The following is a 23,432-nucleotide window of genomic DNA, read 5'->3' as shown; positions in this document are numbered from 1 at the left end:
CCGGGGTGCTTTGGGGTCAGGAATACCTCCATCGCTGGAGCATGCGCTTGCGGCTATGGTGATGATGTCACGCACCCTGGGGGGGACCGCCATGCAATTTGCTGTATTTTCGTTTGTTTGGTTTTCAGTATCCGCTTTGGCGGTCCTCACTCTCGTGTGAGTGATGGGGGTTGGTGCGCATTGCGCGTGCCATCCCCGCTGATCAGCCAGCCACCAGCGCGAGCGCCCAGCCCGCCATACCGATTTGCACCAATTGAATCATCACACTGACCCCGTGCAACATCTTGAACCGGCCCGCGTTGCCGCTGTCGGTCGCGGCATTGATTTGCAGCATCAGCATTTGCCGCGCATAGGCGGTGCTGAGCGCGATGGCGAACAAAAGCCAGGCGGCCAACGTGCTGACCGGATAGGCAACGGCTCCGGTCACGGCTGCGGTGGCGATGACCCACAAATAATAGTGAGGAAACGTGTTTCGGATGCCGCGCCGCGCATCATCAGGCCCGTAAATGGCAAAGAGTACGGCGGCAAAGCCGAAGGAAAACAATGTCATGCCGCCAAAAAGCAGGGCGGTCAGCAACAGGGCGAGTGTGGACATGGGGTAAATCCTCCTGAGCGCTGGGATTTAGGCCGTCTGCCCAAGGATCAAGCAGCATGTCCGCGCGCAGATTGCCGCACGGCGGCGCTGGCATTCGGTTATGTTGCGGTTTTGATCGGTGGACCCACGACAATTTGTGCCAAAAAACTGGGGACAGTTTGCCCGGCCCCATTGCACCCTTGCCCCTTGCGCGGCAGGATACACCTTGAAACCCATGGGCTGGGATCACAGATCAAACAGTCCGACACACGGAGACAGCCACTGGTTGCCGCAAAGCGGGGCCGCGCTGTCTTGCCAATGATAAGGAACTTTTGAGCATGCAAGAGCCACTCAACGCCTCTTACCCGGTGCTGCCGTTACGCGACATTGTGGTATTTCCCCACATGATCGTGCCCCTGTTCGTGGGCCGCGACAAATCCGTGCGCGCGCTGGAAGAGGTCATGGCCGACGACAAGCAAATCCTGCTGTCGAGCCAGATTGACCCGTCCGAGGATGATCCCGAAGCCGCCGGCATCTTCAAGGCCGGTGTGCTGGCGAATGTGTTGCAACTGCTGAAACTGCCCGATGGCACCGTCAAAGTGCTGGTCGAGGGGCAGGCGCGGGTGCGCATCACCGAATACCTGGACAACGACAACTTCTTTGAGGCGCGCGCCGAGTATCTTACCGAGATGCCGGGTGACGTTGCCACGACCGAAGCGCTGCTGCGGTCCGTTGCCGACGAGTTCGAGCGTTATGCCAAGGTGAAGAAGAACATTCCCGAAGAGGCGCTGGCCGCCGTTGGGGAAACCACCGAGCCTGCGAAACTGGCCGATCTGGTCGCCGGGCATCTGGGTATCGAGGTTGATCAGAAGCAGGACCTGCTTGAGACGCTGGCGGTGAGCGAGCGTTTGGAGAAGGTCTATGGCCTGATGCAGGGGGAAATGTCCGTTCTGCAGGTCGAGAAGAAGATCAAGACCCGCGTGAAGTCCCAGATGGAGCGGACGCAGCGCGAATATTACCTGAACGAGCAGATGAAGGCGATCCAGCAGGAGCTGGGCGATGGCGAGGACGGCAAGAACGAAGTTGCTGAACTAGAAGAGAAAATCGAAGCCACCAAGCTGTCGAAAGAGGCGCGCGAGAAGGCGGATGCCGAGCTGAAGAAGCTCAAGAACATGTCGCCGATGAGCGCCGAAGCCACGGTCGTGCGCAACTATCTGGACTGGATGCTGTCGATCCCGTGGGGCGTGAAATCCCGCGTGAAGAAAGATCTGGGCCGGGCGCAGGACATTTTGGACGCCGATCACTATGGCCTTGAGAAGGTCAAGGAACGGATCGTCGAGTATCTGGCCGTTCAGCAGCGTTCGAAGAAGATGAAGGGCCCGATCATGTGTTTGGTTGGCCCGCCCGGAGTGGGTAAAACCTCGCTTGGGAAGTCGGTTGCCAAGGCGACGGGGCGCGAGTTTATCCGCATCTCCTTGGGTGGTGTGCGCGATGAGAGCGAGATTCGCGGCCATAGACGTACTTACATCGGGTCGATGCCCGGCAAGATCATTCAGGCGCTGAAAAAGGCGAAGACGACGAACCCGCTGATCCTGCTCGATGAGATCGACAAGATGGGGCAGGACTTCCGCGGCGACCCGGCGTCGGCCATGCTCGAGGTATTGGATCCGGAGCAGAACGGCACGTTTGTGGACCACTATCTGGAGGTCGAATACGACCTGTCGAACGTGATGTTCCTGACCACGTCGAACAGCTACAACATGCCTGGGCCTCTGCTGGACCGGATGGAGATCATTCCGCTGGCCGGCTACACCGAGGATGAGAAGCGCGAGATTGCCAAGCAGCACCTGATCGCGAAACAGGTGAAGAACCACGGCCTGAAGGCCAAAGAGTTCGAACTGACCGATGAAGCGTTGAGCGACATCATCCGCTATTACACCCGCGAGGCGGGCGTGCGGAACCTGGAGCGCGAGATCGCCAAGGTGGCGCGGAAATCGCTGACCAAGATCGTCAAGAAAGAGGTTGAGGAAGTTGTTGTAACTTCCGAGAATCTCGACGATTTCCTTGGCGTGCGGAAGCATCGCTATGGCTTGGCGGAACAGGATGATCAGATCGGTGTGGTGACAGGACTGGCTTGGACGTCCGTCGGCGGTGATCTGTTGCACATCGAAGCGCTGAAGCTGCCGGGCAAAGGCCGGATGAAAACGACGGGCAAACTGGGCGACGTGATGAAGGAATCCATCGACGCAGCCAGCTCGTACGTCCGGTCCATCAGCCCGGACATCGGTGTCAAACCGCCGCAATTCGACAGGCTCGACATTCACGTGCACGTGCCCGACGGCGCCACGCCCAAGGATGGCCCAAGTGCTGGCTTGGCCATGGTGACGTCCATCGTGTCTGTGCTGACCGGCATTCCGGTGCGCAAGGACATCGCGATGACGGGCGAGGTCAGCCTGCGGGGCAACGCGATGCCGATCGGGGGGCTCAAGGAGAAGCTGCTCGCAGCATTGCGCGGCGGGATCAAGACCGTCCTCATTCCAGAAGAGAACGAGAAAGATCTGGCCGACATCCCCGACAACGTGAAGGAAGGTCTGAAGATCATTCCGGTCACGCATGTGAGAGAGGTTCTCGAACGCGCCTTGGTGTCCACGCCGGATGCCATCGAATGGGATGAAGCTGCGGAAGAGGCGGCGGCTGCCGCAGCGGCGGCTGCACGCGATACGAGTACCGGCGCCACGGCTCACTAAGCGTTGCAAGACGGAAAAAGGGCGTGCAAGCAGTTGCTTGCGCGCCCTTCTTTATGCAGTCGATCCGTCAACTGAATGTTCGTCATTGTTGATTTAGATGCGACAATGTCACCCGTACCCGAGGATTTGTTTCGCGCATGTAGAACGATTCATCATTTCGCGGTAACACTTGGTGAAAGCAGTTCCGACATGAAGAGGCCCGAGAATGGCGACCCGCACAACGAAAACCACCACGAAAACCACGACAACGCGCAGCAGCGCTGCCAAACCGCGCACAACGATGGCCAAGTCGAAGTCGACTGCAACGACCACAACGAAGGCGGCGGCGGCCACGGCGTCGCCGGTGGTTGTTGATGCGCCGACGCCCGTGGTTGCCGGGCCGATGATGCGCAAGAAGGAACTTGTTGACGCCGTCGTCGCGCGCAGCGGCATGAAGAAGAAAGATGTCAAACCGGCGGTGGAGGCGACGCTCGCGGTGTTGGGCGATGCGCTCAAGGATGGGCGGGCCCTGAACCTCCAACCGCTGGGAAAGGTCAAGGTCAACCGCGAAAAGAAGCTCGCGTCGGGCCGGATGTTTGTCGCGCGTATCCGTCAAAGCGACGCCGCCTCGGAAGGTTCGGCCGACACATCGGAGCCCGCAGCTGCGACGGATAAGGCTGCCGAGTAGTTTTTGGCTGCGGACCTCTTGCATGGGTTCGTGCAGTTGGCTAAGACGCGCGAACTTGGGTGATTAGCTCAGTGGTAGAGCGCTTCGTTCACATCGAAGATGTCAGGAGTTCGAATCTCTTATCACCCACCATCAAAAGCACACCCGCCGGTGTGCTTTTGTCGTTTCAGGAGGTGGCGCCATGGCTTTTCAACCGATTTACGTGATGCGCCATGGTGAAACGGTCTGGAACGCCGAAGGGCGGTTTCAGGGTGCGCTGAACTCTCCGTTGACGGAGCGGGGGCGCGCGCAGGCCGAAGCGCTGGCCGAGACATTGGCTGCACATGAGCTGAATGGTTTCGACGTGCGCGTCAGCCCACAGGGCCGCGCCTTTGAAACGGCGGCCATTGCGCTGGCCCATCAGGTTCCGGAATTGCATACGGATGCCCGCCTGCGCGAGATTGGTGTCGGGCTCTGGTCCGGCAAGCTGAGAACTGAGGTGAGCCCGGGCGGCGCCGTTCAGGACGATACACCGGACGGTCCACTGGCCCTTTACGAACATGCGCCTGAGGGTGAGGGCTTTGCCGCATTGCGTGCCCGTTGCGTGGACTTTCTAAGCAGCCTGACGGCGCCGACATTATGCGTGACCCACGGGATCACATCGCGCATGTTGCGGACGGTCGCATTGGGCCAGCCATCCGCCAGTCTGGGGGATTTGCCGGGCGGGCAGGGTATGATTTATGTCGTCGAAAACGGCGTACATCGCCGCCTGTGATAATGCGCTTGCAGACCCGGTGCCGCTTGTCCTAAAAGCGCGTCGGACGGGTCGTTAGCTCAGTTGGTAGAGCGCTTCGTTTACACCGAAGATGTCGGGAGTTCGAGCCTCTCACGACCCACCATGAACATCCGCACCACCACTTTTGAGCTTGGCGTCGTCGTGCGCAACGGCAGCGCAGATGAGCGTCGCACCTCGCCACGTCGTTGTGCGCTTTACTGACTCCTGACACCTGAAGAGGCACCCGCCTGGCACTGGCCTGCCTAGGACCGCCGATTTTGCGCACAACAGTGGTGCTGAGGTGGTGGTTGTTGTCGGCCCGGACACGGTTATCTTTGTGTGACACTGCATGAAGGGAGATGTCATGAGCTGGAACCCTGCACTCGATCCTGATTGTCCAAAGGGCGACGCCGTGGACGCCATCGAAACCGTCATCGTGCCGCGTGCCCGTGACCTCGGTGGCTTTGAAGTCCGCCGCGCCTTGCCCGCGCCGCGCCGCCAGATGGTGGGGCCCTTCATCTTCTTTGATCAGATGGGCCCGGCGGAGTTCGTGACCGGCAAGGGCATCGACGTGCGCCCGCACCCGCATATCGGGCTGGCCACGGTCACCTATCTTTACAAGGGCAAGATCCATCACCGCGACAGCCTTGGCACCGACCAGTGGATCGAACCGGGGGCGGTGAACTGGATGGTGGCCGGTCATGGCATCACCCATTCGGAACGCACCGATGGCGAGATCCGGCAAAAGCCGCACAATCTGTTCGGCATCCAGACCTGGGTCGCGCTGCCCAAGGGTGCCGAGGACAATCCCGCCGATTTCCAGCACGCAGCCAAGGACACGCTGCCGGTGCTGGAAGGCGAGGGAAAGGAGGTGCGCCTGATCCTGGGCGATGCCTGGGGCGAGCGTGCACCGGTCGAGACCTTTTCAGAGATGTTCTATGCCGACGCCGTGTTGGAGGCGGGCGCCCGCATCCCACTGCCCGACAATCATGAGGATCGCGGCGTTTACGTGGTCGACGGGGAGATCACGGTGGCCGGAGACGTCTACGAGGCAGGCCAGATGATGGTGTTCCGCCCGGGCGACGCAATCTCTTTGACCGCTGGTGATCAGGGCGCGCGGCTCATGCTGCTCGGCGGCGCGACGCTGGAGGGATCGCGCTACATCTGGTGGAATTTCGTCGCCTCGTCGCAGGACCGGATTGATGCGGCGAAAGAGGCGTGGCGCGCGGGCGACTGGGCCCATGGCCGGTTCCAACTGCCGCCAGGCGATGACGAGGAGTTCATTCCGTTGCCCGAGAAATGACGGTGTTTTTGCGCGATGCGGTTCCAGCTGACGCACCTCACATCGCTGCGCTTCACGCACGGAGCTGGCGCGCGTCTTACGCGCCGTTTGTTCCGCCTGAAGTGTTGGAGGCCCCGCTGGAAGCCAATATGCGTGCGCGATGGGACACCTGGCCAGCGCACCGCCTGATCCTTCTGGCCGAGCGGGCAGGAGAGGTGTTGGGCTTTGTCGCGGCAGAACGCGGTGACGTGCCGATTGTCGATAACCTGCATGTCGACCCCGAGATGCGCGGTGGCGGCATCGGTGAACGATTGTTGCGCAGCCTAGCAGCGCGGTTGAAGCAGGAAGGCGTGACTGAACTGCTCCTCCACGTTCTGGAAGGCAATTCAGGCGCGCGTCGATTTTATCGTCGTCTTGGCGGGCAGGAAGGGCCAGCGGCCGACGATACCTTGCTTGATGCACCTGTGCGGATGGTGCCGATGCGATGGTCTGGCGCTGCCTTCGACGCTTTGGCTGCAGATTTTGGCGAACAGCCCGGAAAAGACGCTTGACGGGGCGGGGGCCGGATCATAAACCCGCCAAACGCAGCGGGCGGTTGTAGCTCAGTTGGTTAGAGTACCGGCCTGTCACGCCGGGGGTCGCGGGTTCGAGCCCCGTCAACCGCGCCACTGCTGCCCTCTGGTCCCGGAGAAATGGGCGCGCCGAAAGGCAAAATGCGCGGTTGTAGCTCAGTTGGTTAGAGTACCGGCCTGTCACGCCGGGGGTCGCGGGTTCGAGCCCCGTCAACCGCGCCACTTTTCATTGCATCGCTGGATGGTTTGCGTCGGAACGAGGGGCCAGCCCCTCGCGCTCCCCGGAGTTTTTTTGGCAAGATGAAGGGGGATCAGTAGGTGTAGCCGAGCTGCGCTTCGAGGTCGCTATCGATTTCTGCGCGAAGGTGGTTCATGTCCGCGTCGGCCCATGTGTCGGGCAAGGCAGGGCGGTCTGGCACGGCGGCTTTGAACTTTGAGCCGAGCCTTTTGATGACGGGGCGGTATTCGGCGTTTGGCGCTGCGGTGCCGAATACGCTGGTGATGGACGACAGCGTGGCTTCGGGTTCGGCTTGGGCGTCTTCCATGCGGATCACGGCGCAGGTGCAGTGGCGACCCAGCAATGACAGCATGGCTTGCAGTTTTGCTGTGCGCAGTTTGAACAGGTTTTCAAAGCGTGCGCCCGTGACCGGGTGGCGGTCGTGTTGGAGAGGGGCGCCGATGCTGCCGTTTGGGATCAACCCTTCGAAATAGCGTGGGCGGTCGATGATGGTGTCCCATGGGGCGCGGATGAAGTCGGAGAAGGGCCGGGCCTGCATGGCGGGCGTCGTGTGCCAGGGTTTGGAGAACATCGACCGCGCCCATGTATCTGCGCTGCGCACGGCGAGGATCACGGCCATGTCAGGTGGCACAGCCATCATGTGCGGGAAGCCGTGTTTCCATCCGAGCGCCTCTGTCGGTTTCAGGTCGGTGTTCCGCCCGAGCAGGCGCTTGACGAAGTTGGTGCCGGAGGACCGCTCGCCGATGACCTGGTAGCGCGTGATGGGGGTGTCGCCCGCGCGCACTACATGCAGTCCGGTCTTGGCGAAGTCTGGGGGCAGGGTCATGCACGGCCTTTGCGGCAAATTAACGATTCTCTTGTCAGGGTGCTTGCGGTAGGGTGCGCAAAAAGAACCCATTTGGCAGGACCTTAGCAGATGCAGACAGTGGCCGCTGTGACCATGGTGCGCGATGACGCGTTTTTCCTCAAGGCGTGGCTGCGCCACTACGGTGAGATGTTCGGGCGGGAGAATTGCTATGTCATCAACCATGGGCGCGGGGCCGAGGTGGCGGAGCTTGCCGCGGGGTGCAATGTCATCGGTATTCCGGGCGATCCGCACAAGAATTTCGACATCAAGCGCTGGGGCTTGCTGAACAACCTTGTCGGTGGGTTACGGCGCTACTATCGCCACGTGATCGTGGGCGATGTGGACGAGTTGGTGGTCCGTGACCCGGAGGCGGGCGGCAATTTGTTGGATTTTCTGGAGGATGCGCCCGAAGGTCGGGTGCTGACGCCCCTGGGCCTGGAGGTCATTCACCGCATTGATGTGGAGCCGGACGAAATCACCGATCACATCATCGGCCCGCGCCGCCACGTGCGCCCGGCGCCGCACTATTCCAAGCCGTGCATCATTTCCGCACCCGTGAAGATTGCGCGGGGCGGGCATTTTACCCAGGCTGACAAGCTGTTTACGCCGGACGATCTGTATCTCTTGCATCTGAAATTCTGTGATTTCGGGGCCTATGTGGGCGTGATGGACCATCGCAATGCCGTGACCGACGAGGTGAATGCGTCGGTCAAGGAAGCCTCAATCGGCCGCCATTGGTTTGCCGAGGCGCGGGGCGAGGATCGGGCCGTGTTCGAGGAGTTTGCCAAGCTGGAGATGGTTGAGGAGTTCGACATGCGCCCCCTGCGCCGCAAGATGCAGCGTACGTTCAAGCCGCGCGGTGACACCGGGTATTACCATTTCGACCGGCCTGACTACGGCACCCAATATGTGCTGCCCGACCGGTTTGTCGGTGTGATCTGACCTGGGCGCAGGGCACCTGCGCCTTACGATTGGGCGGTCAGGAAGTCTGAGAGCGCCTGCACGGTTTCGTCGGGGTGTGTGTCGGGGAAGAAGTGCCCGCCCGGGAGCCCTTTTGCCTGCATGTGTGTCAGCCTGTCCGCCCATGTGCCGGGCACGTCATAGGCGCGGCCCATGACGCCGTCGGCGCCGTACAGCACCAGTGCCGGGCAGTCGACTTTGCGACCCAGATCGGCGCTGTCGAGATCGAAGTCCACGTCGATCGCAGCCCGGTAGTCGTTGCACATCGTGTGGATGCAGTCGGCGTCACGCCAGGAAACCCGATATGCGTCGAGGGCCGCTTTGTCGAACCCGTCCATACCGCCTCCCCAGCCCGCAAGGCAGCTTTCGAAATAGGCGTCCGGGTCATGGCCGATCATGGTTTCGGAAAGGGTTCGGGCTGCGCAAGGAAGAACCAGTGATAGTACGCACGGGCGACCTGTTGCGTCACCTCGCTTAGCAGCAGATGCGTCGGCACGATGTCCATGAGCGTAAGCGACCGGATCGCGTCAGGGCTGTCGAGCGACATGCGATGCGCGGTGCGTCCGCCCCGGTCGTGGCCGACAAGGTGGAAGGTGTCGAAGCCCAGGTGCGCCATGAGCGCGCGCTGATCGGCGGCCATGTGGCGGAAGCTCATGTCTTCCATCCGCGGTGGCTTGGTGCTGGCGCCGTAGCCGCGCAGGTCGGCGGTGACGACAGTGAAATTCTGTGCGAGCCGGGGCGCAATGGCGTGCCACATGGCGCGGGTTTGGGGAAAGCCATGAAGCAGCAGGACAGGCGTGCCTTCGCCTGCAATGTCATAGGCAATGGTTATGCCGTCCGGTGTTGTGAATTCGGCCATTCTTTTGTCCTTTGACATGGCCGGGGTGAGGGGGCCAGCCCCCTCGCGCTGGCGCGCTCCGGCGCTTCGCTCGTTCACGGCTCAAACGCTCTACCAGAGCGTTTGCAAGACGCCGTTCACCCCCCGCGGTTTTCTTGGCAAAGTGAAGGAGATCAGGTCAGCGCGTCGAGGATGCGCGCCCAGCTTCGGATGCCTTTGTGGAAGCTTTCCATGTCGTATTTTTCGTTGGGGGAGTGGATCTGGTCGTCGTCCTTGCCGAAGCCCACGAGCATCGGGGTCGTGCCAAGGATGTTCTGGAAGTGGCCCGCGATGGGGATGGAGCCGCCGCAACCGACATAGGCGGCGGGTATGTTCCATTCGTCGGTCAGCGCCTTGCGGGCGGCCTCGAAGGCCGGGTCGGTGGTTTCCGTGACCGAGGCGCGGCCTGCGCCGTGGCCGGTGAAGTCGACCTCGCAATCGGCGGGCAGCGCGTCACGCACCATCTGGCGGAAGCTTTCGCGGATCACGTGCGGGTCTTGATCACCGACAAGGCGGAAGCTGACCTTGGCATGCGCTTGCGAGGGCAGCACCGTCTTGAACCCGGCGCCGGTGTAGCCGCCCCAGATGCCATTGACGTCGCATGTGGGGCGGGACCAGATCATCTCGATCGGGGTACGGTCCTGTTCGCCCGCTGGTTCGGAAAGCCCCACGTCACCCAGGAATTTGCCATGATCAAAGGCGAGGCCCTGCCACTGACTGCGGATGTCATCGGGCAGTTCCGGCACGCCATCGTAGAATCCCGGTACCGTCACGCGGCCCTTATCGTCGTGCAGTGAGGCAAGGATGCGCGTCAGCACCCGGATAGGATTCATCGACACGCCGCCATACATACCGGAATGCAGGTCCTTGTCGGGGGCGGTGATGGTGATCTCTTCGCCCAATAGCCCACGCAGCATGGTCACGATGGCGGGCACGCGGGATTCGAAAAGGCCGGTGTCGCAGATCAGGGCGAGGTCGGATTTCAGCTCGGCCGCATTCTCCTGCATGAAGGGAACAAGGGACGGCGAACCGGATTCCTCTTCGCCTTCGAAGAAGAAGGTGATGCGGCAGGGCAGGGTGCCGTGCTCCGCCTTCCACGCGCGGCAGGCTTCGACGAAAGTCATGAGCTGGCCCTTGTCGTCCGACGATCCGCGCCCGCGGATGACCTTGCCCGCCGGAGTGTCCTCGATTTGCGGATCGAACGGGTCGCGGTCCCACAGCTCCAGAGGATCCACAGGCTGCACATCGTAGTGGCCGTAGAACAGCAGGTGCGGGCCATCGCCTTCCACATGGCCCACCACCATCGGATGGCCCGGTGTGGGGCGCTTTTCGACGTCTGCCCCGATGCTTTGCAGGTCGGCCACCAGCCAGTCCGCTGCCGTCTGGCAATGATCGGCAAAGGCCGGGTCGGTCGAGATCGAGGGGATCCGCAACAGTTCCATCAACCGTTCGGTGGCGTGGGGCAGATCGCTGTCGATTCGGGACAGAACGGCGTCGAGGGTCATGGCGGGTCCTTTGGGTGCAAGTGGTGCGGCCACACTACGATGCCCCGGGCCGGTGTCCAGTGGTTGATCTGGGTCAAGGTGTTCGCGGCACGGGTCGGGAATACCGGACCTGCGACATGACGCGCATTCGATTAGCATTGAAGCGCATACTCGCAATCTATATTCGTTCTAAAGCGCGATGGAGCCACATCGCATCAAGACCAAAATGGAGCTTCGCGTGGACTACACCGCCAAATTGGACGACGCCCTGCAACGCCTGCATGACGAGGGCCGCTACCGGACCTTCATCGACATCGAGCGGCAGAAGGGGCAATTCCCTCATGCTGAGTGGACGCGTGCCGATGGCTCCAAGGCGCCGGTCACCGTGTGGTGCGGAAACGACTACCTTGGCATGGGCCAAAACCCGATTGTCCTTCAGGCCATGCACGACGCGATCGATGCGACCGGGGCAGGCTCGGGCGGAACGCGCAATATCTCTGGCACGACCGTCTACCACAAACGGCTTGAGGCGGAACTCGCTGATCTGCATGGCAAAGAGGCCGCCCTGCTGTTTACCAGCGCCTACATCGCCAATGACGCGACTTTAAGTACGCTGCCTAAACTCTTTCCTGGATTGACCATTTACTCGGATGCGCTCAACCACGCGTCCATGATCGAAGGGGTGCGTCGCAACGGCGGTGCAAAGCGGATTTTCCGTCACAATGACGTTGAGCATCTGCGCGAATTGCTGGCCGCCGATGACCCGGCAGCACCGAAGCTGATCGCCTTCGAGTCCATCTACTCGATGGACGGCGATTTTGGTCCGATCGAAGAGATTTGCGACCTTGCCGACGAATTCGGCGCGCTGACCTATATCGACGAAGTGCACGCGGTTGGCATGTATGGCCCTCGCGGTGCGGGTGTGGCCGAGCGTGATGGATTGATGCACCGCATCGACATCATCAACGGCACGCTGGCAAAGGCCTATGGGGTCATGGGTGGCTACATCGCGGCATCGGCGAAGATGTGTGATGCGATCCGGTCCTATGCGCCGGGCTTCATCTTTACCACGTCCTTGCCGCCTGCTGTTGCTGCGGGTGCGGCTGCGTCCGTTGCGTTCCTGAAAACGGCGGAAAACCTGCGCGCCGATCACCAGGCGCAGGCCAAGGCGCTGAAGTTGCGGCTCAAGGGTATGGGGCTGCCGATCATCGACCATGGCAGCCACATCGTGCCTGTGATGGTAGGCAACCCGGTCCACACCAAGATGCTCAGCGACATGCTGCTCGAAGATCACGGCATTTACGTGCAGCCGATCAATTTCCCGACCGTGCCGCGCGGGACCGAACGGCTGCGGTTCACGCCGTCGCCCGTGCATGGTCCGAAAGAGATCGATGCGCTGGTGCACGCAATGGACAAATTGTGGTCTCACTGTGCGCTAAATCGCGCCGAGAGCGCCGGGTAATTCACTAAAATTCGCAAATAGCGTTGCCATGTGGTACCGTCTGTTCAACAACAGAGGCGGGACGAATCGAGTGGGATCGGTTCGTAATTTCGTGGGACAACGGGGCAGCGGTATGATCGGGCGCAAATCCGGTAGCACCAAAATCGAAGAAAACGTCGAGCCAAAGGGCTTTGACGATTTCGAATTGCGTCTCGGTGACATCATGCGCGGTGAACGCGCCACGATGGGCAAATCCCTTCTGGATGTTCAACGCGAGTTGCGGATCAAGGCGAGCTACATCGCCGCCATAGAAGCTTGCAATCCCGACGCATTCGACACGCCTGGCTTCATTGCTGGTTATGTGAGGTCCTACGCCCGCTATCTGAACATGGATCCCGACCGCGCGTTCAACACCTTCTGCGCGGAAAGCGGCTTTGCCGTGGCGCACGGCATGTCGGCCGAAGCGTCCGTGGTCAAAAAGGCCGCGCGCGAGGAGCGGCTGCAAAAGCCGCACGGCGCTGACATCTTTGCAGCACCTGCCACACCTTTCGTGCCCGCGGGCGAGGCTGTTTGGTCGCACATCGAACCCCGCGCCATCGGCTCGTCGCTCGTGTTGCTGGCCCTGATCGGCGGCATCGGCTTTGGCGGGTATTCCGTCCTGCAGGAAGTGCAGCGCGTACAGGTGGCGCCGGTTGATCAGACGCCGGTTGTCCTGTCCGACCTTGATCCATTGGGCAGCGCCGCAAGCACGGCGCAGGTCGAGCAGGGGCCTGCCATCGAAACACCGCGCGCGGATGCGCTGGATCGGCTCTATCGCCCACAGGCCCTTGATGTGCCTGTGCTGGTGGCCCGTGACGCGCCCATCGCCACACTTGACCCGCGCGAGATTGGGACCTTTGCCGCGCCCGAACCGGCAGACAGCGTGCCGTCCTTCGGTGGCTCGACCATAACAGGCATCGACCGCGCACTGGCCGAGGCCGTGACGCCGACCGTTCCGCAAGTTGTGGAAGAGGCCGCGCCCGCATTGACCATGGTGGCCGTGCGTCCGTCCTGGGTGCGCGTGCGCTCGGCCGACGGCACCGTGATTTTCGAGGCCACGATGCAGGCCGGCGACACATGGGAAGCGCCCCTGACCGAAGAACCGCCGACCCTGCGGACCGGCGAAAGCGGCGCGATCTATTTCGCCATGAACCAGAAGTTCTATGGCCCGGTCGGCCAGACCGGTGCCGTGACCTCGAACCTGCCGCTTGAGATTGCGGGCCTCAAGGAAACCTATCTGCCGGTAGACATCAACACGGACGAAGGTCTGGTCCGCTATGCCGAGGCCAAGGCCGCAGCGCTGACGCAAGACACCGAATAGTCACCGCTGCCCCATTGCCGGGCAGGTGCGCACTGTCTATCTTTCCTGACAACTTCATATGCGAACGGGGCCCCTCATGTCGCTGAACCACATTCGTCCGTGGCGCAATATCTACCGCCGGACCAGCCGTCAGATCATGGTTGGCAACGTGCCCGTGGGCGGCGACGCACCGATCACGGTGCAGACCATGACGAACACCCTGACGACCGATGTGGCCGCCACTGTCGCGCAGGTTCAGGCGGCAGCCGAGGCGGGTGCCGACATCGTGCGGGTGTCCGTCCCCGACGAAGGATCGTCAAAAGCGCTGAAAGAGATCGTCGCTGAAAGCCCCGTACCGCTCGTGGCCGACATCCATTTCCACTACAAACGCGGGATCGAAGCGGCAGAGGCTGGCGCCGCCTGCCTGCGTATCAATCCCGGCAACATCGGCTCCGAGGATCGCGTCAAGGAAGTCATCAAAGCCGCGCGCGACCACAACTGCTCGATCCGCATCGGGGTGAACGCGGGATCGCTGGAAAAGCACCTGCTCGAGAAATACGGCGAGCCGACCCCGGACGCGATGGTCGAATCCGGTCTCGACCACATCAAGATCCTGCAGGACAACGACTTTCACGAGTTCAAGATCAGCTGCAAGGCATCCGACGTGTTCATGGCCGCCGCCGCTTACCAGAAGCTGGCAGAGGCCACGGATGCCCCCATCCACCTCGGTATCACCGAAGCGGGCGGCCTGACCTCCGGCACGATCAAGTCGGCCATCGGCTTGGGCAACCTTCTCTGGATGGGCATCGGCGACACGATCCGCGTGTCCCTCTCCGCCGATCCGGTGGAAGAGGTCAAGGTCGGCTACGAAATCCTCAAATCCCTTGGCCTGCGCCACCGCGGCGTGAACATTATCTCCTGCCCGTCCTGCGCGCGCCAGGGCTTTGACGTGATCAAGACGGTCGAGGTGCTGGAAGAACGGCTGGCCCATATCAAGACGCCCATGAGCCTGTCGATCATCGGTTGCGTGGTCAACGGGCCGGGTGAGGCGTTGATGACGGACGTGGGCTTTACCGGCGGCGGGGCGGGGCACGGCATGGTCTACCTTGCCGGCAAGCAGAGCCACCGGATGGACAACGACCAGATGGTCGATCACATCGTCGAAGAGGTTGAGAAGAAGGCGGCAGAGATTGACGCTGCCAGCGCAGCCGAAGCTCAGGCAGCCGAGTAGCGCGCCGTTTTCTTACAAAGAAAACGGACCGGAATTTTCAAAAATTCCGGTCCCTCACAAAACCGATCAGCCGCGTTTTTCGTCGACCAACGCCTGCATCTCGTCAAAGGGCAGGAAGCCACGCAAAAGCTCGTCCTGCAGTACGAAAGTGGGCGTGCCGGTGATCTGAAGCCGCTGGGCCAGCGCGCGGGTCTGGCGGATCTCTTCCGTTACCTCTTCGCTGTCCATATGTGCCTCGATCGCGTCGGCATCGAGGCCGAAGGTCGACGCCATGCGGCGCAGTGTGCGCATGGACACGTCGCCCGACATCTCCATCACGGCATCGCTCATGCTTTTATATGCGTCATCGCCCGCGATCTGCTTGGTCGCGATGGTAAAGCGCGACGCCAGTAGGGATTGCTCGCCCAGGATCGGGAATTCCTTGACGATCAGGCGAATATTGCCGTCGGTCTCAAGCAGCTTGGCCACTTCGACATGGGCGCGCTTGCAGAAACCGCAGCGGTAGTCGAGGAATTCGACCAGCGTGATGTCACCCTCGGGATTGCCGCCAACATAGCTGAAGCCGTCGTTGAAAATGTCGTCGGCATTGTCCGACACCAGCGACAGATCGGCCTGCGCCTGCGCCACGGCCTGCCGCTCCTCAAGCACCTGAACCGCGTCCATGATCACCTGCGGGTTGTCCATTAGGTAAGCGCGGACTTCTTCACGGAAGATCTGACGCTCTTCATCCGTCATGTTGCTCAGGTCCAGCGCAGAGCTGGGCAGTGCAAGTGCTGCGACCAGCGCGGCAGAGGAAAGAGTGCGAGTGAGCATCGGCTATCTCCGTTTTTTTTGCTTTTCAGCGCGTTCAGAGGCAAGGAGCACATCCTGCGCCCGTTGCCAAGGGCCGGACCCGACAGCAAGCAGACCCGTGGCCCGCTTGGCGTGAATACCGGCATCTTCAAGTCGCCCGCGCAGGGCGTAGCGTTCGGCGGTGATCAAGGACGCCATACCGCGCTGACCGGCCTTGGCATAGGCCACGCTCAGATCACGCAGCATGGAACCGTCGCGAAAATCGATCTGGCGGGCGCGTTCCAGCGCGGGCAGGGCGGCGCGGACATTGCCTGCGGCCAGCAGTGCGCGCCCATATCCAGCCTGTAGCAACCCGTCGTTCGGGCGCAGTTGCACGGCCCGCGCATGGGTGTTGGCAGCCGCTGCGAATTGCCGCGTTTCCATCAGGATCTGTCCCTTCAGATCATAAAGGAACGGATCGGTCGGGCGCAGCGCGATGGCCTTGTCGATGGCAGCGATGGCGCGGCTTGTCTGCGAGTTGCGGTGCCGTGCCGCCGCTTCGCGCATCAGCGCGATGTCCTGATAGCCGCTTTCACCCACGCGGTTCAGCGTCCAGCTTGGCCTGCGGGTAAAGGCGGTCAGCTTGCCCTTGGCTCGCATAAACCAGTAGTCCCATGCGGCAGCATCTGCTGCGCCGCCAGTGCCATAGGCTGACGCAAAACCTTCGATGGCGCGCAGGCGGTCACGGCTCAGCGGGTGGGAGCGGACATAAGGGTCCTGACGGGTCTCGCTCAGGGCCTCCTGACCGCGAAACAGCCGGAACACGTCCAGCATGCCGCCCACATCCACGCCCGCACTGCGCAAGTAGCGCACACCGGATTGGTCGGCGGCACTTTCCTCGGCCCGTGTATGGCGCAGGAAGGCGCGTTGGGCGGCACTTTGTGTGCCGATCCCGATGGCGACGGCACCCTCACCAGCGCCCGCCGCGGCGGCGAGGATGGCCAGCGCTTGGCCCAGCCCTGCCGCTGTGCGGGCGTTGCCGATATTGGTCATCCGCCGCGTGATATGCCCGTTCGCGATATGCGCCGCTTCGTGTGCAATCACCGCTTGCAGCATCGCCGCCCGGTCCATGCGGCTGATCAGGCCGGAATGGATGTAGATGGCATCATTGCTGATGACAAAAGCGTTGAGAGAGCTGTCGTCGACCACCAGGATCTTGGTGCGCGATGCGCTCAGCCCCGCGGCCTTGAGCACGGGGGCCGCAACCTGTGCCAGCGCGTACTCCATGTCAGCGTCACGCAACAGCGTCACGGCGCGCGCGGGCAGGGCAAGCGCAAGCGACACGATCAGGATTGACGCCACCCGCGTCAGGGTATGAAAGGTCATGGGCCGGATCATAGGAGACCCCATGCGAACCTCAAGACGCAGCGATGTCGATCCCTTCATTGTGATGGACGTGATGGAAGCCGCCCGCGCCGCCGAGGCCGCTGGACGGCATATTATCCACATGGAGGTGGGCCAGCCGGGCACAGGCGCTCCGCAGGCAGCAACCCGCGCATTGGCTGCCGCGATGGAGGAGGGGCCGCTGGGCTATACGGTTGCCTTGGGCCTGCCCGCGCTGCGGGCGCGCATCGCGCAGCTTTATGGCGAATGGTACGATCTCGATCTGAACCCCGACCGGGTCATCGTGACCTCGGGCGCGTCGGGCGGATTCATCCTGGCCTTCAACGCGCTTTTCGACAGCGGGGACCGCGTCGGCATCGGCGCACCGGGCTATCCCAGCTACCGCCAGATCCTCACCGGCCTCGGTCTGACGCCTGTTGATCTGCCGACCAGCGCCGACAATCGCTACCAACCCGTGCCGGGCGATTTCCATGGCCTCGACCTGCAGGGATTGCTTGTCGCCTCCCCGGCCAACCCCACCGGCACGATGCTGGACCATACCGCCATGTCCGACCTCATCGGCGCAGCCCATGGGGCAGGGGCCAGCTTCATCAGTGACGAAATCTACCACGGCATCGAATACGAGGCGAAAGCCGTCAGCGCCCTTAATGTCAGCGACGACGTCTACGTCATCAACTCGTTCTCCAAGTACTTTTCGATGACAGGCTGGCGCATCGGCTGGATGGTCGTACCCGAGGATCACGTGCGTGTCGTCGAACGGCTGGCCCAAAACATGTTCATCTGCCCGCCCCATGCCAGTCAGGTCACCGCCCTCGCGGCCATGGACGCAACCGAGGAGCTTGAAGCCAACCTCGATGTCTACCGCGCCAACCGAGCACTGATGCTGGAAGGGTTGCCGCAGGCGGGTTTCGACAAGATCGCGCCGCCCGATGGCGCTTTCTATGTCTACGCCGACGTGTCGGACCTCACCAATGACAGTCGCGCCTTCGCGGCGGAGATTCTCGACAAAGCAGGCGTGGCCGTCACACCGGGCCTCGACTTCGACCCGATCCGTGGGCACCAGACCCTGCGCTTTTCCTATGCGCGCACAACCGAAGACATCGCCGAAGGGCTGCGCAGGCTCAAGGAATTCATGGCGCCGCGCTGAACAGGGATTCCCGGCGCCCCTCGAACCCGATAAGCTGCCCGCAAAACGACAAGGGCAGTGATGATGCGGGCGATCCTGATGGCTGTGATGATGTGGCTCTGCGCGACGGCTGTCGCGGCACAGGACCTGTCGGGGCTGGCACGGGTCGATCCTGCGCGCAGCACCATCTCCGACGGCTGGTTCGGCGGGACAGAGATCACGCTGGGTCTCAGCCAGGGTGTGCCCTTCCGCGTTTTTACATTGGCCGATCCCGCCCGGCTGGTTGTCGACTTTCGTGAGGTCGACTTCTCCGGCGTATCGCCAGACACGCTGCTGCCGGAATCGGGGCGGGTCGCTGCTATCCGCTTCGGCGCGTTCAAACCCGGCTGGTCCCGTCTCGTCATGGATCTGGCCGAACCGATGGTGCCGGACACAATTGCCATGCCTGTGAACGCCTCCTCCGGACAGGCCGTGCTTAACATCGCCTTGCGCGGTACAGAGGACGCGGATTTTGCCGCACAGGCGGGCGCGCCACCCGACGCCAATTGGGCGGTGGAGGCGGCCGCACCGCCACCGGTTGGCCAGGACGACAGTTTCGTCGTGGTCATCGACCCGGGCCACGGCGGCATCGACCCTGGTGCCGTGCGCGAGACCACCAGCGAAAAGGAACTGATGCTCGACATCGGCATCGCCCTGCGCGACGCGCTGCGCCGGGCGGGCGGGGTCGAGGTTGTGCTGACTCGCGACACCGACACCTTCGTGTCGCTCACGGGCCGGGTGGCGCTGGCACATCAGGTGGGCGCGGACGCTTTCGTATCGCTGCACGCCGACGCGCTCAGCCAGGGACAGGCGCGCGGTGCCACGGTCTACACCCTGTCGGAGGAGGCGAGCGATGCGGCCTCTGCCCAACTGGCGGCCCAGCACGACCGAGCCGACATCCTGGCCGGTGTGGACCTCAGCGGCACTGACGATCAGGTGGCGGCCGTCCTCATGGACCTCGCGCGCACCGAAACCATGCCGCGCACCGACACGCTTGCCACCGCCCTGATCGACGCCATGGACACGGCGGGCGGCCCGATGAACCGACGCCCCCGGCGCGAAGCGGCGTTCTCGGTCCTCAAAAGCGCCGACATCCCCTCGGTGCTGGTCGAGGTCGGGTTCCTGTCCGACCAGCGCGACCTTGCGAATCTGCGCGACCCCATCTGGCGCGCCGTCATGGTCGAGGCACTTGCCACCGGTATCCTGCAATGGCGCGATGACGACCTCGCCATGCGTCCGCTGATCCGTCAATAATCGTTCACATCGGCGGGATCGCGCGAGGCCAGGCTTTTGACCCTGTTCGCTGCCTCGCGTATACGGGTGCCAAAGCAACCGTTGATAACAGGTGCGAGCGGTCATGTTTCGGTTCATTCTGTCTTTCTTTGGCGGCATCTTCACCACGGTGACGATGGGCGTTGCCATGGTGGCGCTGTCCATCGGGGCCGTGTTCTGGATGTACGGGCGCGACCTGCCCAGCCACGAGTCGCTGGCGCAATATCAGCCCGCCACGATCAGCCGCATCTACTCCGGTGAAGGGCAAATCATCGACGAGTTTGCGCAGGAACGGCGGCTCTTTGCCCCGGCAGAGACCATTCCCGATCTTGTGAAACAGGCGTTCATTTCGGCCGAGGACAAGAATTTCTACACCCACGATGGCTATGACCTGCGGGGCATCGGGGCAGCGGCATACGATGCGGTTCGGACGCGCGGGCGCGACGTGCGCGGCGCCTCGACCATCACCCAACAGGTGATGAAGAACTTCCTGTTGTCCGGCGACCGTCAGGCCGAACGCAAGATCAAGGAGATCATCCTTGCCGCACGGGTCGAGGAGGCGCTGAGTAAGGAAAAAATCCTCGAACTGTACCTGAACGAGATTTTCCTCGGCCAGAACTCCTACGGCGTGGCCGCGGCCAGCCAGACTTATTTCAACAAGACGCTCAGCGAGCTTGAGCCGCACGAGGCGGCATTCCTCGCATCGCTGCCCAAGGCACCGTCCGACTATCACCCGGTCCGCCGCAAGGATCGCTTGCTGAACCGCCGCAACTTCGTGCTCAGGGAGATGCAGGAAAACGGCTATCTGGACGAGGCGACCTACGAGGCGGAAAAGGCCATGCCTTTGCGCTCGGTCCAGAACGGGGATTTCGAGAGCTTCAAGGCTGAATTGCCGCCGCGCGACTATTTCACCGATGAAATCCGCCGGCAGCTGAGCCAGGATTTCGGTGAGGGCGAATTCTTCACCGGCGGTTACACGGTGCGTGCCACCATTGACGCCGAAATGCAGCCTGTCGCGGCCTACGCCCTTCGTCGCCAGCTCGAAGCCTATGACCGCGGGGCAGGCCAGTGGCGCGGCACCGGCAAAAGCATCGAGGCAGATCAGCTTGAAGACTGGGAAGCAGCGCTGCGCGGCGTGGCCGTGGCGCGCGACATCGACCTGAACGGGGTCTGGCGTCCTGCCGTTGTGCTCGAGATCGAGGATCAGCAACTGCGCCTCGGGATCGAAGGGTGGACAGATGCGGAGCCTGCGCCAGTGGTGCCGCGCGAGGACATCCAGTGGATCGCCGGCGACTTCTTTGACAATTTCGAAGTGGGCGACGTGGTGCATGTGCGCGCCATGACCGCCGACAATGACGGGTCGTTCATCCGCTGGTCCTTGCGCCAGGTGCCGCGCGTGCAGGGCGGCTTTGTCGCCATGGACGTCAACACCGGCCGTGTGATCGCGATGCAGGGCGGGTTCAGCTACCAGAACTCGGTCTTCAACCGCGCGACACAGGCCAAGCGCCAGCCCGGCTCGTCCTTCAAACCCTTCGTTTACGCCGCGGCGCTCGACAGTGGCTACTCGCCCGCGACCATCGTCGTGGACGCCCCGATCGAGATCAACACGCCCCAGGGCCTCTGGCGGCCCCGCAACTCGTCCAACAAGTTCTACGGGCCCACGCCGTTGCGGACAGGGATCGAGCGGTCGCGGAACCTGATGACCATTCGTCTGGCTGAAGAGGTCGGTATGGACATCGTGGCCGACTATGCAGAGCGCTTCGGCGTCTATGACAACATGAACCGCTTCCTCGCCAACTCCCTTGGGGCCGAGGAAACGACGCTCTACCAGATGGTGTCGGCCTACGCGATGTTCGCCAACGGTGGCGAGCGGGTGCAGCCCACCCTCATTGACCGGGTACAGGACCGCTTCGGCCGCACGGTCTATCGCCACGACCAGCGCGAGTGCCGCGATTGCACGCAATTGGCCAGCCTCGATCCGGGCTTTGCGCCCCGCGTTGTGTCGAACCGCGAGCGGATCATGGACCCGGTCACGGCCTACCAGCTCACCTCGATGATGAAGGGCGTGGTAGACCGCGGCACGGCGTCGGGCACCGTGAAGCTGCCCGTACCCATCGCAGGCAAGACCGGCACAACCAACGATGCCAAGGACGTGTGGTTCATCGGCTTTTCCAGCGACATCGTGGCAGGCTGCTACATCGGTTATGACCAACCCCGCAGCCTGGGTCGTAGCGCCTCGGGCGGCGGCATGTGCGGCCCTGTGTTCAACACGTTCATGCGCGAAGCGATTGCCAAATATGGCGGCGGCGCGTTCGACGTGCCGGACGAGTGCATGTTCATCAAGATAGACCGCTTCTCGGGCGCGCGCCTCGGCAATGACGCCTCGGGTCCCAACGTGGTCAGCGAATGCTTCCGCGACGGGTTCGAGCCGACCTTCGGCATCACCTTTGACGGTGGCTTTGCCATGGGTGCCGACCTGCCGCTCTTCGAGGAAGTGGGCGGCGGCGGCCGTCAGGTGACGACCTCGACGGGTCGCAAGGCCGTCGTCGGCCCCAAGGCGAATTTCGGTACGCTTAGCTCCGGCGGTCTCTACTAGGCCAGCGGCACCAACTGATCTTGTCGCCCCGTCCGGCATGAGCTATCCCCAAGGCTCTGTTGGGAAGGGTTCGATATGCGCGCCGAGATTCAAAACGTCGTCGAAGAGATTGAAAAGTCGGTGGCTTTGCTGGCCCAACGGCTCGATGTCGACACGGCCCAGCACCGGCTGGAAGAGTTCAACGCGCGGGTCGAGGACCCGAACCTCTGGGACGATCCCGAAGCCGCGCAAAAGCTGATGCGCGATCGGCAGATGCTGGTCGACGCAATGGACACACACACCAAGATCAAACAGGATCTCGCTGACAATATCGAGCTGATAGAACTGGGCGAGATGGAAGAGGACGAAGAGGTCGTCTCGGACGCCGAAGCGGCGATCAAGGCGCTCGCCGAAACCGCCGCCCAAAAAGAGCTCGAAGCGCTGCTCGATGGCGAGGCGGACGGCAACGACACCTTCCTCGAAATCAACGCGGGCGCAGGCGGCACGGAAAGCTGCGACTGGGCCGCCATGCTCGCCCGCATGTATGTCCGTTGGGCCGAGAAAAAGGGCTACAAGGTCGAGCTGCAATCCGAAAGCGCAGGTGAAGAGGCAGGGATCAAATCCGCTACCTACAAGATCAGCGGCACCAACGCTTACGGCTGGCTGAAATCGGAAAGCGGCGTGCATCGTCTCGTCCGGATCAGCCCCTTCGACAGCGCCGCCAAACGGCACACCAGCTTCACATCCGTGGGCGTCTACCCGGTCGTCGACGACAATATCGAGATCGAGGTGAACCCGGCGGACATCCGCATCGACACCTACCGCTCCTCGGGTGCAGGCGGCCAGCACGTGAACACGACCGACTCGGCCGTGCGGATCACACACGCGCCCACCGGCATCGTCGTGACCAGTTCCGAAAAATCGCAGCACCAAAACCGCGACATCGCGATGAAGGCACTGAAGAGTCGCCTCTACCAGATGGAGCTTGACCGCCGCAACGCCGCCGTGAACGAGATGCACGAGAACAAAGGCGACGCAGGCTGGGGCAACCAGATCCGGTCCTACGTTCTGCAGCCCTACCAGATGGTCAAGGACCTGCGCACCAACTTCGAGACGTCCGATACCAAGGGCGTCCTTGATGGTGACCTTGATGGGCTGATGGCGGCCACGCTAGCCTTGGACGTATCGGGCAAGTCCCGGGCAGAGGCGCAGGCGGACTAATCCGCGCACCG

General features: G+C 62.4%; 21 protein-coding genes and 4 tRNA genes. 18 read left to right on the top strand and 7 right to left on the bottom strand.

Annotated elements, in window-relative coordinates; genetic code table 11:
* Positions 1–202: 202 nt before the first annotated feature.
* Complete coding sequence (locus KUV51_RS07710; protein ID WP_222520955.1) at positions 203–595, bottom strand: DUF4149 domain-containing protein; 393 nt, start codon at positions 593–595, stop codon at positions 203–205.
* 317 nt (positions 596–912) lie between these two features.
* Between KUV51_RS07710 and lon the strand changes: the two genes are divergently transcribed.
* From lon to KUV51_RS07660, 10 genes are all read left to right on the top strand, one after another.
* The gene (lon, locus tag KUV51_RS07705; protein WP_222520954.1) at positions 913–3,321 is read left to right on the top strand and encodes an endopeptidase La; all 2,409 of its coding nucleotides are present in this window, start codon (positions 913–915) and stop codon (positions 3,319–3,321) included.
* A 75-nt stretch (positions 3,322–3,396) separates the two neighbouring features.
* Positions 3,397–3,675 carry a hypothetical protein gene (locus KUV51_RS07700; protein WP_222520953.1) on the top strand — a complete coding sequence of 93 codons (279 nt, stop codon included), beginning with the start codon at positions 3,397–3,399 and terminating at the stop codon, positions 3,673–3,675.
* Positions 3,602–3,988 carry an HU family DNA-binding protein gene (locus tag KUV51_RS07695; protein WP_222520952.1) on the top strand — a complete coding sequence of 129 codons (387 nt, stop codon included), beginning with the start codon at positions 3,602–3,604 and terminating at the stop codon, positions 3,986–3,988. Before KUV51_RS07700 ends, KUV51_RS07695 begins: the two co-directional genes overlap by 74 nt.
* Before the next feature lie 57 nt (positions 3,989–4,045).
* Positions 4,046–4,120 (top strand) — tRNA-Val (locus tag KUV51_RS07690).
* Between the two features lie 49 nt (positions 4,121–4,169).
* Entirely contained in the window at positions 4,170–4,742 is a 573-nt protein-coding gene (locus KUV51_RS07685) for a histidine phosphatase family protein (protein ID WP_222520951.1), read from the top strand.
* 48 nt (positions 4,743–4,790) lie between these two features.
* A tRNA-Val gene (locus KUV51_RS07680) sits at positions 4,791–4,866 on the top strand.
* Positions 4,867–5,106: 240 nt separating this feature from the next.
* The gene (locus KUV51_RS07675; RefSeq protein ID WP_222520950.1) at positions 5,107–6,045 is read left to right on the top strand and encodes a pirin family protein; all 939 of its coding nucleotides are present in this window, start codon (positions 5,107–5,109) and stop codon (positions 6,043–6,045) included.
* Positions 6,042–6,575 carry a GNAT family N-acetyltransferase gene (locus KUV51_RS07670; protein WP_261385684.1) on the top strand — a complete coding sequence of 178 codons (534 nt, stop codon included), beginning with the start codon at positions 6,042–6,044 and terminating at the stop codon, positions 6,573–6,575. The genes KUV51_RS07675 and KUV51_RS07670 overlap by 4 nt, the downstream gene beginning before the upstream one ends.
* A gap of 40 nt (positions 6,576–6,615) precedes the next feature.
* Positions 6,616–6,692: transfer RNA gene (locus KUV51_RS07665), tRNA-Asp, on the top strand.
* Positions 6,693–6,741: 49 nt separating this feature from the next.
* Positions 6,742–6,818, top strand: a tRNA-Asp gene (locus KUV51_RS07660).
* 89 nt (positions 6,819–6,907) lie between these two features.
* Here the strand turns inward: KUV51_RS07660 and KUV51_RS07655 are convergent.
* Entirely contained in the window at positions 6,908–7,660 is a 753-nt protein-coding gene (locus KUV51_RS07655) for a hypothetical protein (RefSeq protein ID WP_261385683.1), read from the bottom strand.
* A 90-nt stretch (positions 7,661–7,750) separates the two neighbouring features.
* On the opposite strand from KUV51_RS07655, the gene KUV51_RS07650 reads away from it, so the two are divergent.
* Complete coding sequence (locus KUV51_RS07650; RefSeq protein ID WP_222520948.1) at positions 7,751–8,623, top strand: glycosyltransferase family 2 protein; 873 nt, start codon at positions 7,751–7,753, stop codon at positions 8,621–8,623.
* A 23-nt stretch (positions 8,624–8,646) separates the two neighbouring features.
* On the opposite strand, the gene KUV51_RS22245 is transcribed toward KUV51_RS07650, so the two are convergent.
* The 3 genes from KUV51_RS22245 to KUV51_RS07640 all read right to left on the bottom strand — a co-directional run bounded on the left by KUV51_RS22245 (position 8,647) and on the right by KUV51_RS07640 (position 11,023).
* Positions 8,647–9,039, bottom strand: coding sequence for an alpha/beta hydrolase (locus KUV51_RS22245; protein ID WP_315898802.1), 393 nt, complete (start codon positions 9,037–9,039; stop codon positions 8,647–8,649).
* Positions 9,036–9,500 (bottom strand): alpha/beta hydrolase, encoded by a 465-nt coding sequence (locus tag KUV51_RS22240; protein ID WP_315898801.1) that lies wholly within the window; start codon positions 9,498–9,500, stop codon positions 9,036–9,038. Before KUV51_RS22240 ends, KUV51_RS22245 begins: the two co-directional genes overlap by 4 nt.
* A 152-nt stretch (positions 9,501–9,652) precedes the next feature.
* Complete coding sequence (locus KUV51_RS07640) at positions 9,653–11,023, bottom strand: M20/M25/M40 family metallo-hydrolase (RefSeq protein ID WP_222520947.1); 1,371 nt, start codon at positions 11,021–11,023, stop codon at positions 9,653–9,655.
* A gap of 217 nt (positions 11,024–11,240) precedes the next feature.
* Between KUV51_RS07640 and hemA the strand changes: the two genes are divergently transcribed.
* The 3 genes from hemA to ispG all read left to right on the top strand — a co-directional run bounded on the left by hemA (position 11,241) and on the right by ispG (position 15,013).
* Positions 11,241–12,464, top strand: a complete 1,224-nt coding sequence (hemA, locus tag KUV51_RS07635; RefSeq protein ID WP_315898808.1) for a 5-aminolevulinate synthase — start codon at positions 11,241–11,243, stop codon at positions 12,462–12,464.
* A 112-nt stretch (positions 12,465–12,576) separates the two neighbouring features.
* The gene (locus KUV51_RS07630; protein ID WP_222520945.1) at positions 12,577–13,803 is read left to right on the top strand and encodes a helix-turn-helix domain-containing protein; all 1,227 of its coding nucleotides are present in this window, start codon (positions 12,577–12,579) and stop codon (positions 13,801–13,803) included.
* A 76-nt stretch (positions 13,804–13,879) separates the two neighbouring features.
* Positions 13,880–15,013, top strand: a complete 1,134-nt coding sequence (gene ispG, locus KUV51_RS07625; RefSeq protein WP_222520944.1) for a flavodoxin-dependent (E)-4-hydroxy-3-methylbut-2-enyl-diphosphate synthase — start codon at positions 13,880–13,882, stop codon at positions 15,011–15,013.
* Between the two features lie 66 nt (positions 15,014–15,079).
* Here the strand turns inward: ispG and KUV51_RS07620 are convergent, their stop codons facing one another.
* Both KUV51_RS07620 and KUV51_RS07615 read right to left on the bottom strand, forming a co-directional pair.
* Positions 15,080–15,826, bottom strand: coding sequence for a DsbA family protein (locus KUV51_RS07620; protein ID WP_222520943.1), 747 nt, complete (start codon positions 15,824–15,826; stop codon positions 15,080–15,082).
* A 3-nt stretch (positions 15,827–15,829) separates the two neighbouring features.
* A complete protein-coding gene (locus tag KUV51_RS07615) occupies positions 15,830–17,170 on the bottom strand; it encodes a M48 family metalloprotease (RefSeq protein ID WP_222520942.1) in 1,341 nt (446 codons plus the stop codon).
* A 22-nt stretch (positions 17,171–17,192) separates the two neighbouring features.
* On the opposite strand from KUV51_RS07615, the gene KUV51_RS07610 reads away from it, so the two are divergent.
* From KUV51_RS07610 to prfB, 4 genes are all read left to right on the top strand, one after another.
* A complete protein-coding gene (locus KUV51_RS07610; protein WP_222520941.1) occupies positions 17,193–18,335 on the top strand; it encodes a pyridoxal phosphate-dependent aminotransferase in 1,143 nt (380 codons plus the stop codon).
* A gap of 60 nt (positions 18,336–18,395) precedes the next feature.
* Positions 18,396–19,607, top strand: coding sequence for an N-acetylmuramoyl-L-alanine amidase (locus tag KUV51_RS07605; protein WP_410001061.1), 1,212 nt, complete (start codon positions 18,396–18,398; stop codon positions 19,605–19,607).
* A 103-nt stretch (positions 19,608–19,710) separates the two neighbouring features.
* Complete coding sequence (locus KUV51_RS07600; RefSeq protein WP_222520940.1) at positions 19,711–22,221, top strand: penicillin-binding protein 1A; 2,511 nt, start codon at positions 19,711–19,713, stop codon at positions 22,219–22,221.
* A 75-nt stretch (positions 22,222–22,296) separates the two neighbouring features.
* Positions 22,297–23,421, top strand: coding sequence for a peptide chain release factor 2 (prfB, locus tag KUV51_RS07595; protein WP_222520939.1), 1,125 nt, complete (start codon positions 22,297–22,299; stop codon positions 23,419–23,421).
* Positions 23,422–23,432: the final 11 nt, after the last annotated feature.

This window comes from Tateyamaria omphalii, assembly GCF_019802125.1.
Classification (GTDB): Bacteria; Pseudomonadota; Alphaproteobacteria; order Rhodobacterales; family Rhodobacteraceae; genus Tateyamaria; species Tateyamaria omphalii_B.
Note: the sequence above shows the minus strand (reverse complement) of the source record. Positions and strands in the feature narration are given on the sequence as shown.

Coding starts and splice junctions, on each gene's coding strand:
- prfB (WP_222520939.1), top strand. CDS start 22,297: ATGCGCGCCGAGATTCAAAACGTCGTCGAAGAGATTGAAAAGTCGGTG.
- KUV51_RS07685 (WP_222520951.1), top strand. CDS start 4,170: ATGGCTTTTCAACCGATTTACGTGATGCGCCATGGTGAAACGGTCTGG.
- lon (WP_222520954.1), top strand. CDS start 913: ATGCAAGAGCCACTCAACGCCTCTTACCCGGTGCTGCCGTTACGCGAC.
- KUV51_RS07675 (WP_222520950.1), top strand. CDS start 5,107: ATGAGCTGGAACCCTGCACTCGATCCTGATTGTCCAAAGGGCGACGCC.
- KUV51_RS22240 (WP_315898801.1), bottom strand. CDS start 9,500: ATGGCCGAATTCACAACACCGGACGGCATAACCATTGCCTATGACATT.
- KUV51_RS07600 (WP_222520940.1), top strand. CDS start 19,711: ATGTTTCGGTTCATTCTGTCTTTCTTTGGCGGCATCTTCACCACGGTG.
- KUV51_RS07640 (WP_222520947.1), bottom strand. CDS start 11,023: ATGACCCTCGACGCCGTTCTGTCCCGAATCGACAGCGATCTGCCCCAC.
- KUV51_RS07695 (WP_222520952.1), top strand. CDS start 3,602: ATGGCCAAGTCGAAGTCGACTGCAACGACCACAACGAAGGCGGCGGCG.
- KUV51_RS07650 (WP_222520948.1), top strand. CDS start 7,751: ATGCAGACAGTGGCCGCTGTGACCATGGTGCGCGATGACGCGTTTTTC.
- KUV51_RS07620 (WP_222520943.1), bottom strand. CDS start 15,826: ATGCTCACTCGCACTCTTTCCTCTGCCGCGCTGGTCGCAGCACTTGCA.
- KUV51_RS07655 (WP_261385683.1), bottom strand. CDS start 7,660: ATGACCCTGCCCCCAGACTTCGCCAAGACCGGACTGCATGTAGTGCGC.
- KUV51_RS07630 (WP_222520945.1), top strand. CDS start 12,577: ATGATCGGGCGCAAATCCGGTAGCACCAAAATCGAAGAAAACGTCGAG.
- KUV51_RS07615 (WP_222520942.1), bottom strand. CDS start 17,170: ATGACCTTTCATACCCTGACGCGGGTGGCGTCAATCCTGATCGTGTCG.
- KUV51_RS07710 (WP_222520955.1), bottom strand. CDS start 595: ATGTCCACACTCGCCCTGTTGCTGACCGCCCTGCTTTTTGGCGGCATG.
- ispG (WP_222520944.1), top strand. CDS start 13,880: ATGTCGCTGAACCACATTCGTCCGTGGCGCAATATCTACCGCCGGACC.
- KUV51_RS07670 (WP_261385684.1), top strand. CDS start 6,042: ATGACGGTGTTTTTGCGCGATGCGGTTCCAGCTGACGCACCTCACATC.
- KUV51_RS07610 (WP_222520941.1), top strand. CDS start 17,193: ATGCGAACCTCAAGACGCAGCGATGTCGATCCCTTCATTGTGATGGAC.
- KUV51_RS22245 (WP_315898802.1), bottom strand. CDS start 9,039: ATGATCGGCCATGACCCGGACGCCTATTTCGAAAGCTGCCTTGCGGGC.
- KUV51_RS07700 (WP_222520953.1), top strand. CDS start 3,397: ATGTTCGTCATTGTTGATTTAGATGCGACAATGTCACCCGTACCCGAG.
- KUV51_RS07605 (WP_410001061.1), top strand. CDS start 18,396: ATGATGCGGGCGATCCTGATGGCTGTGATGATGTGGCTCTGCGCGACG.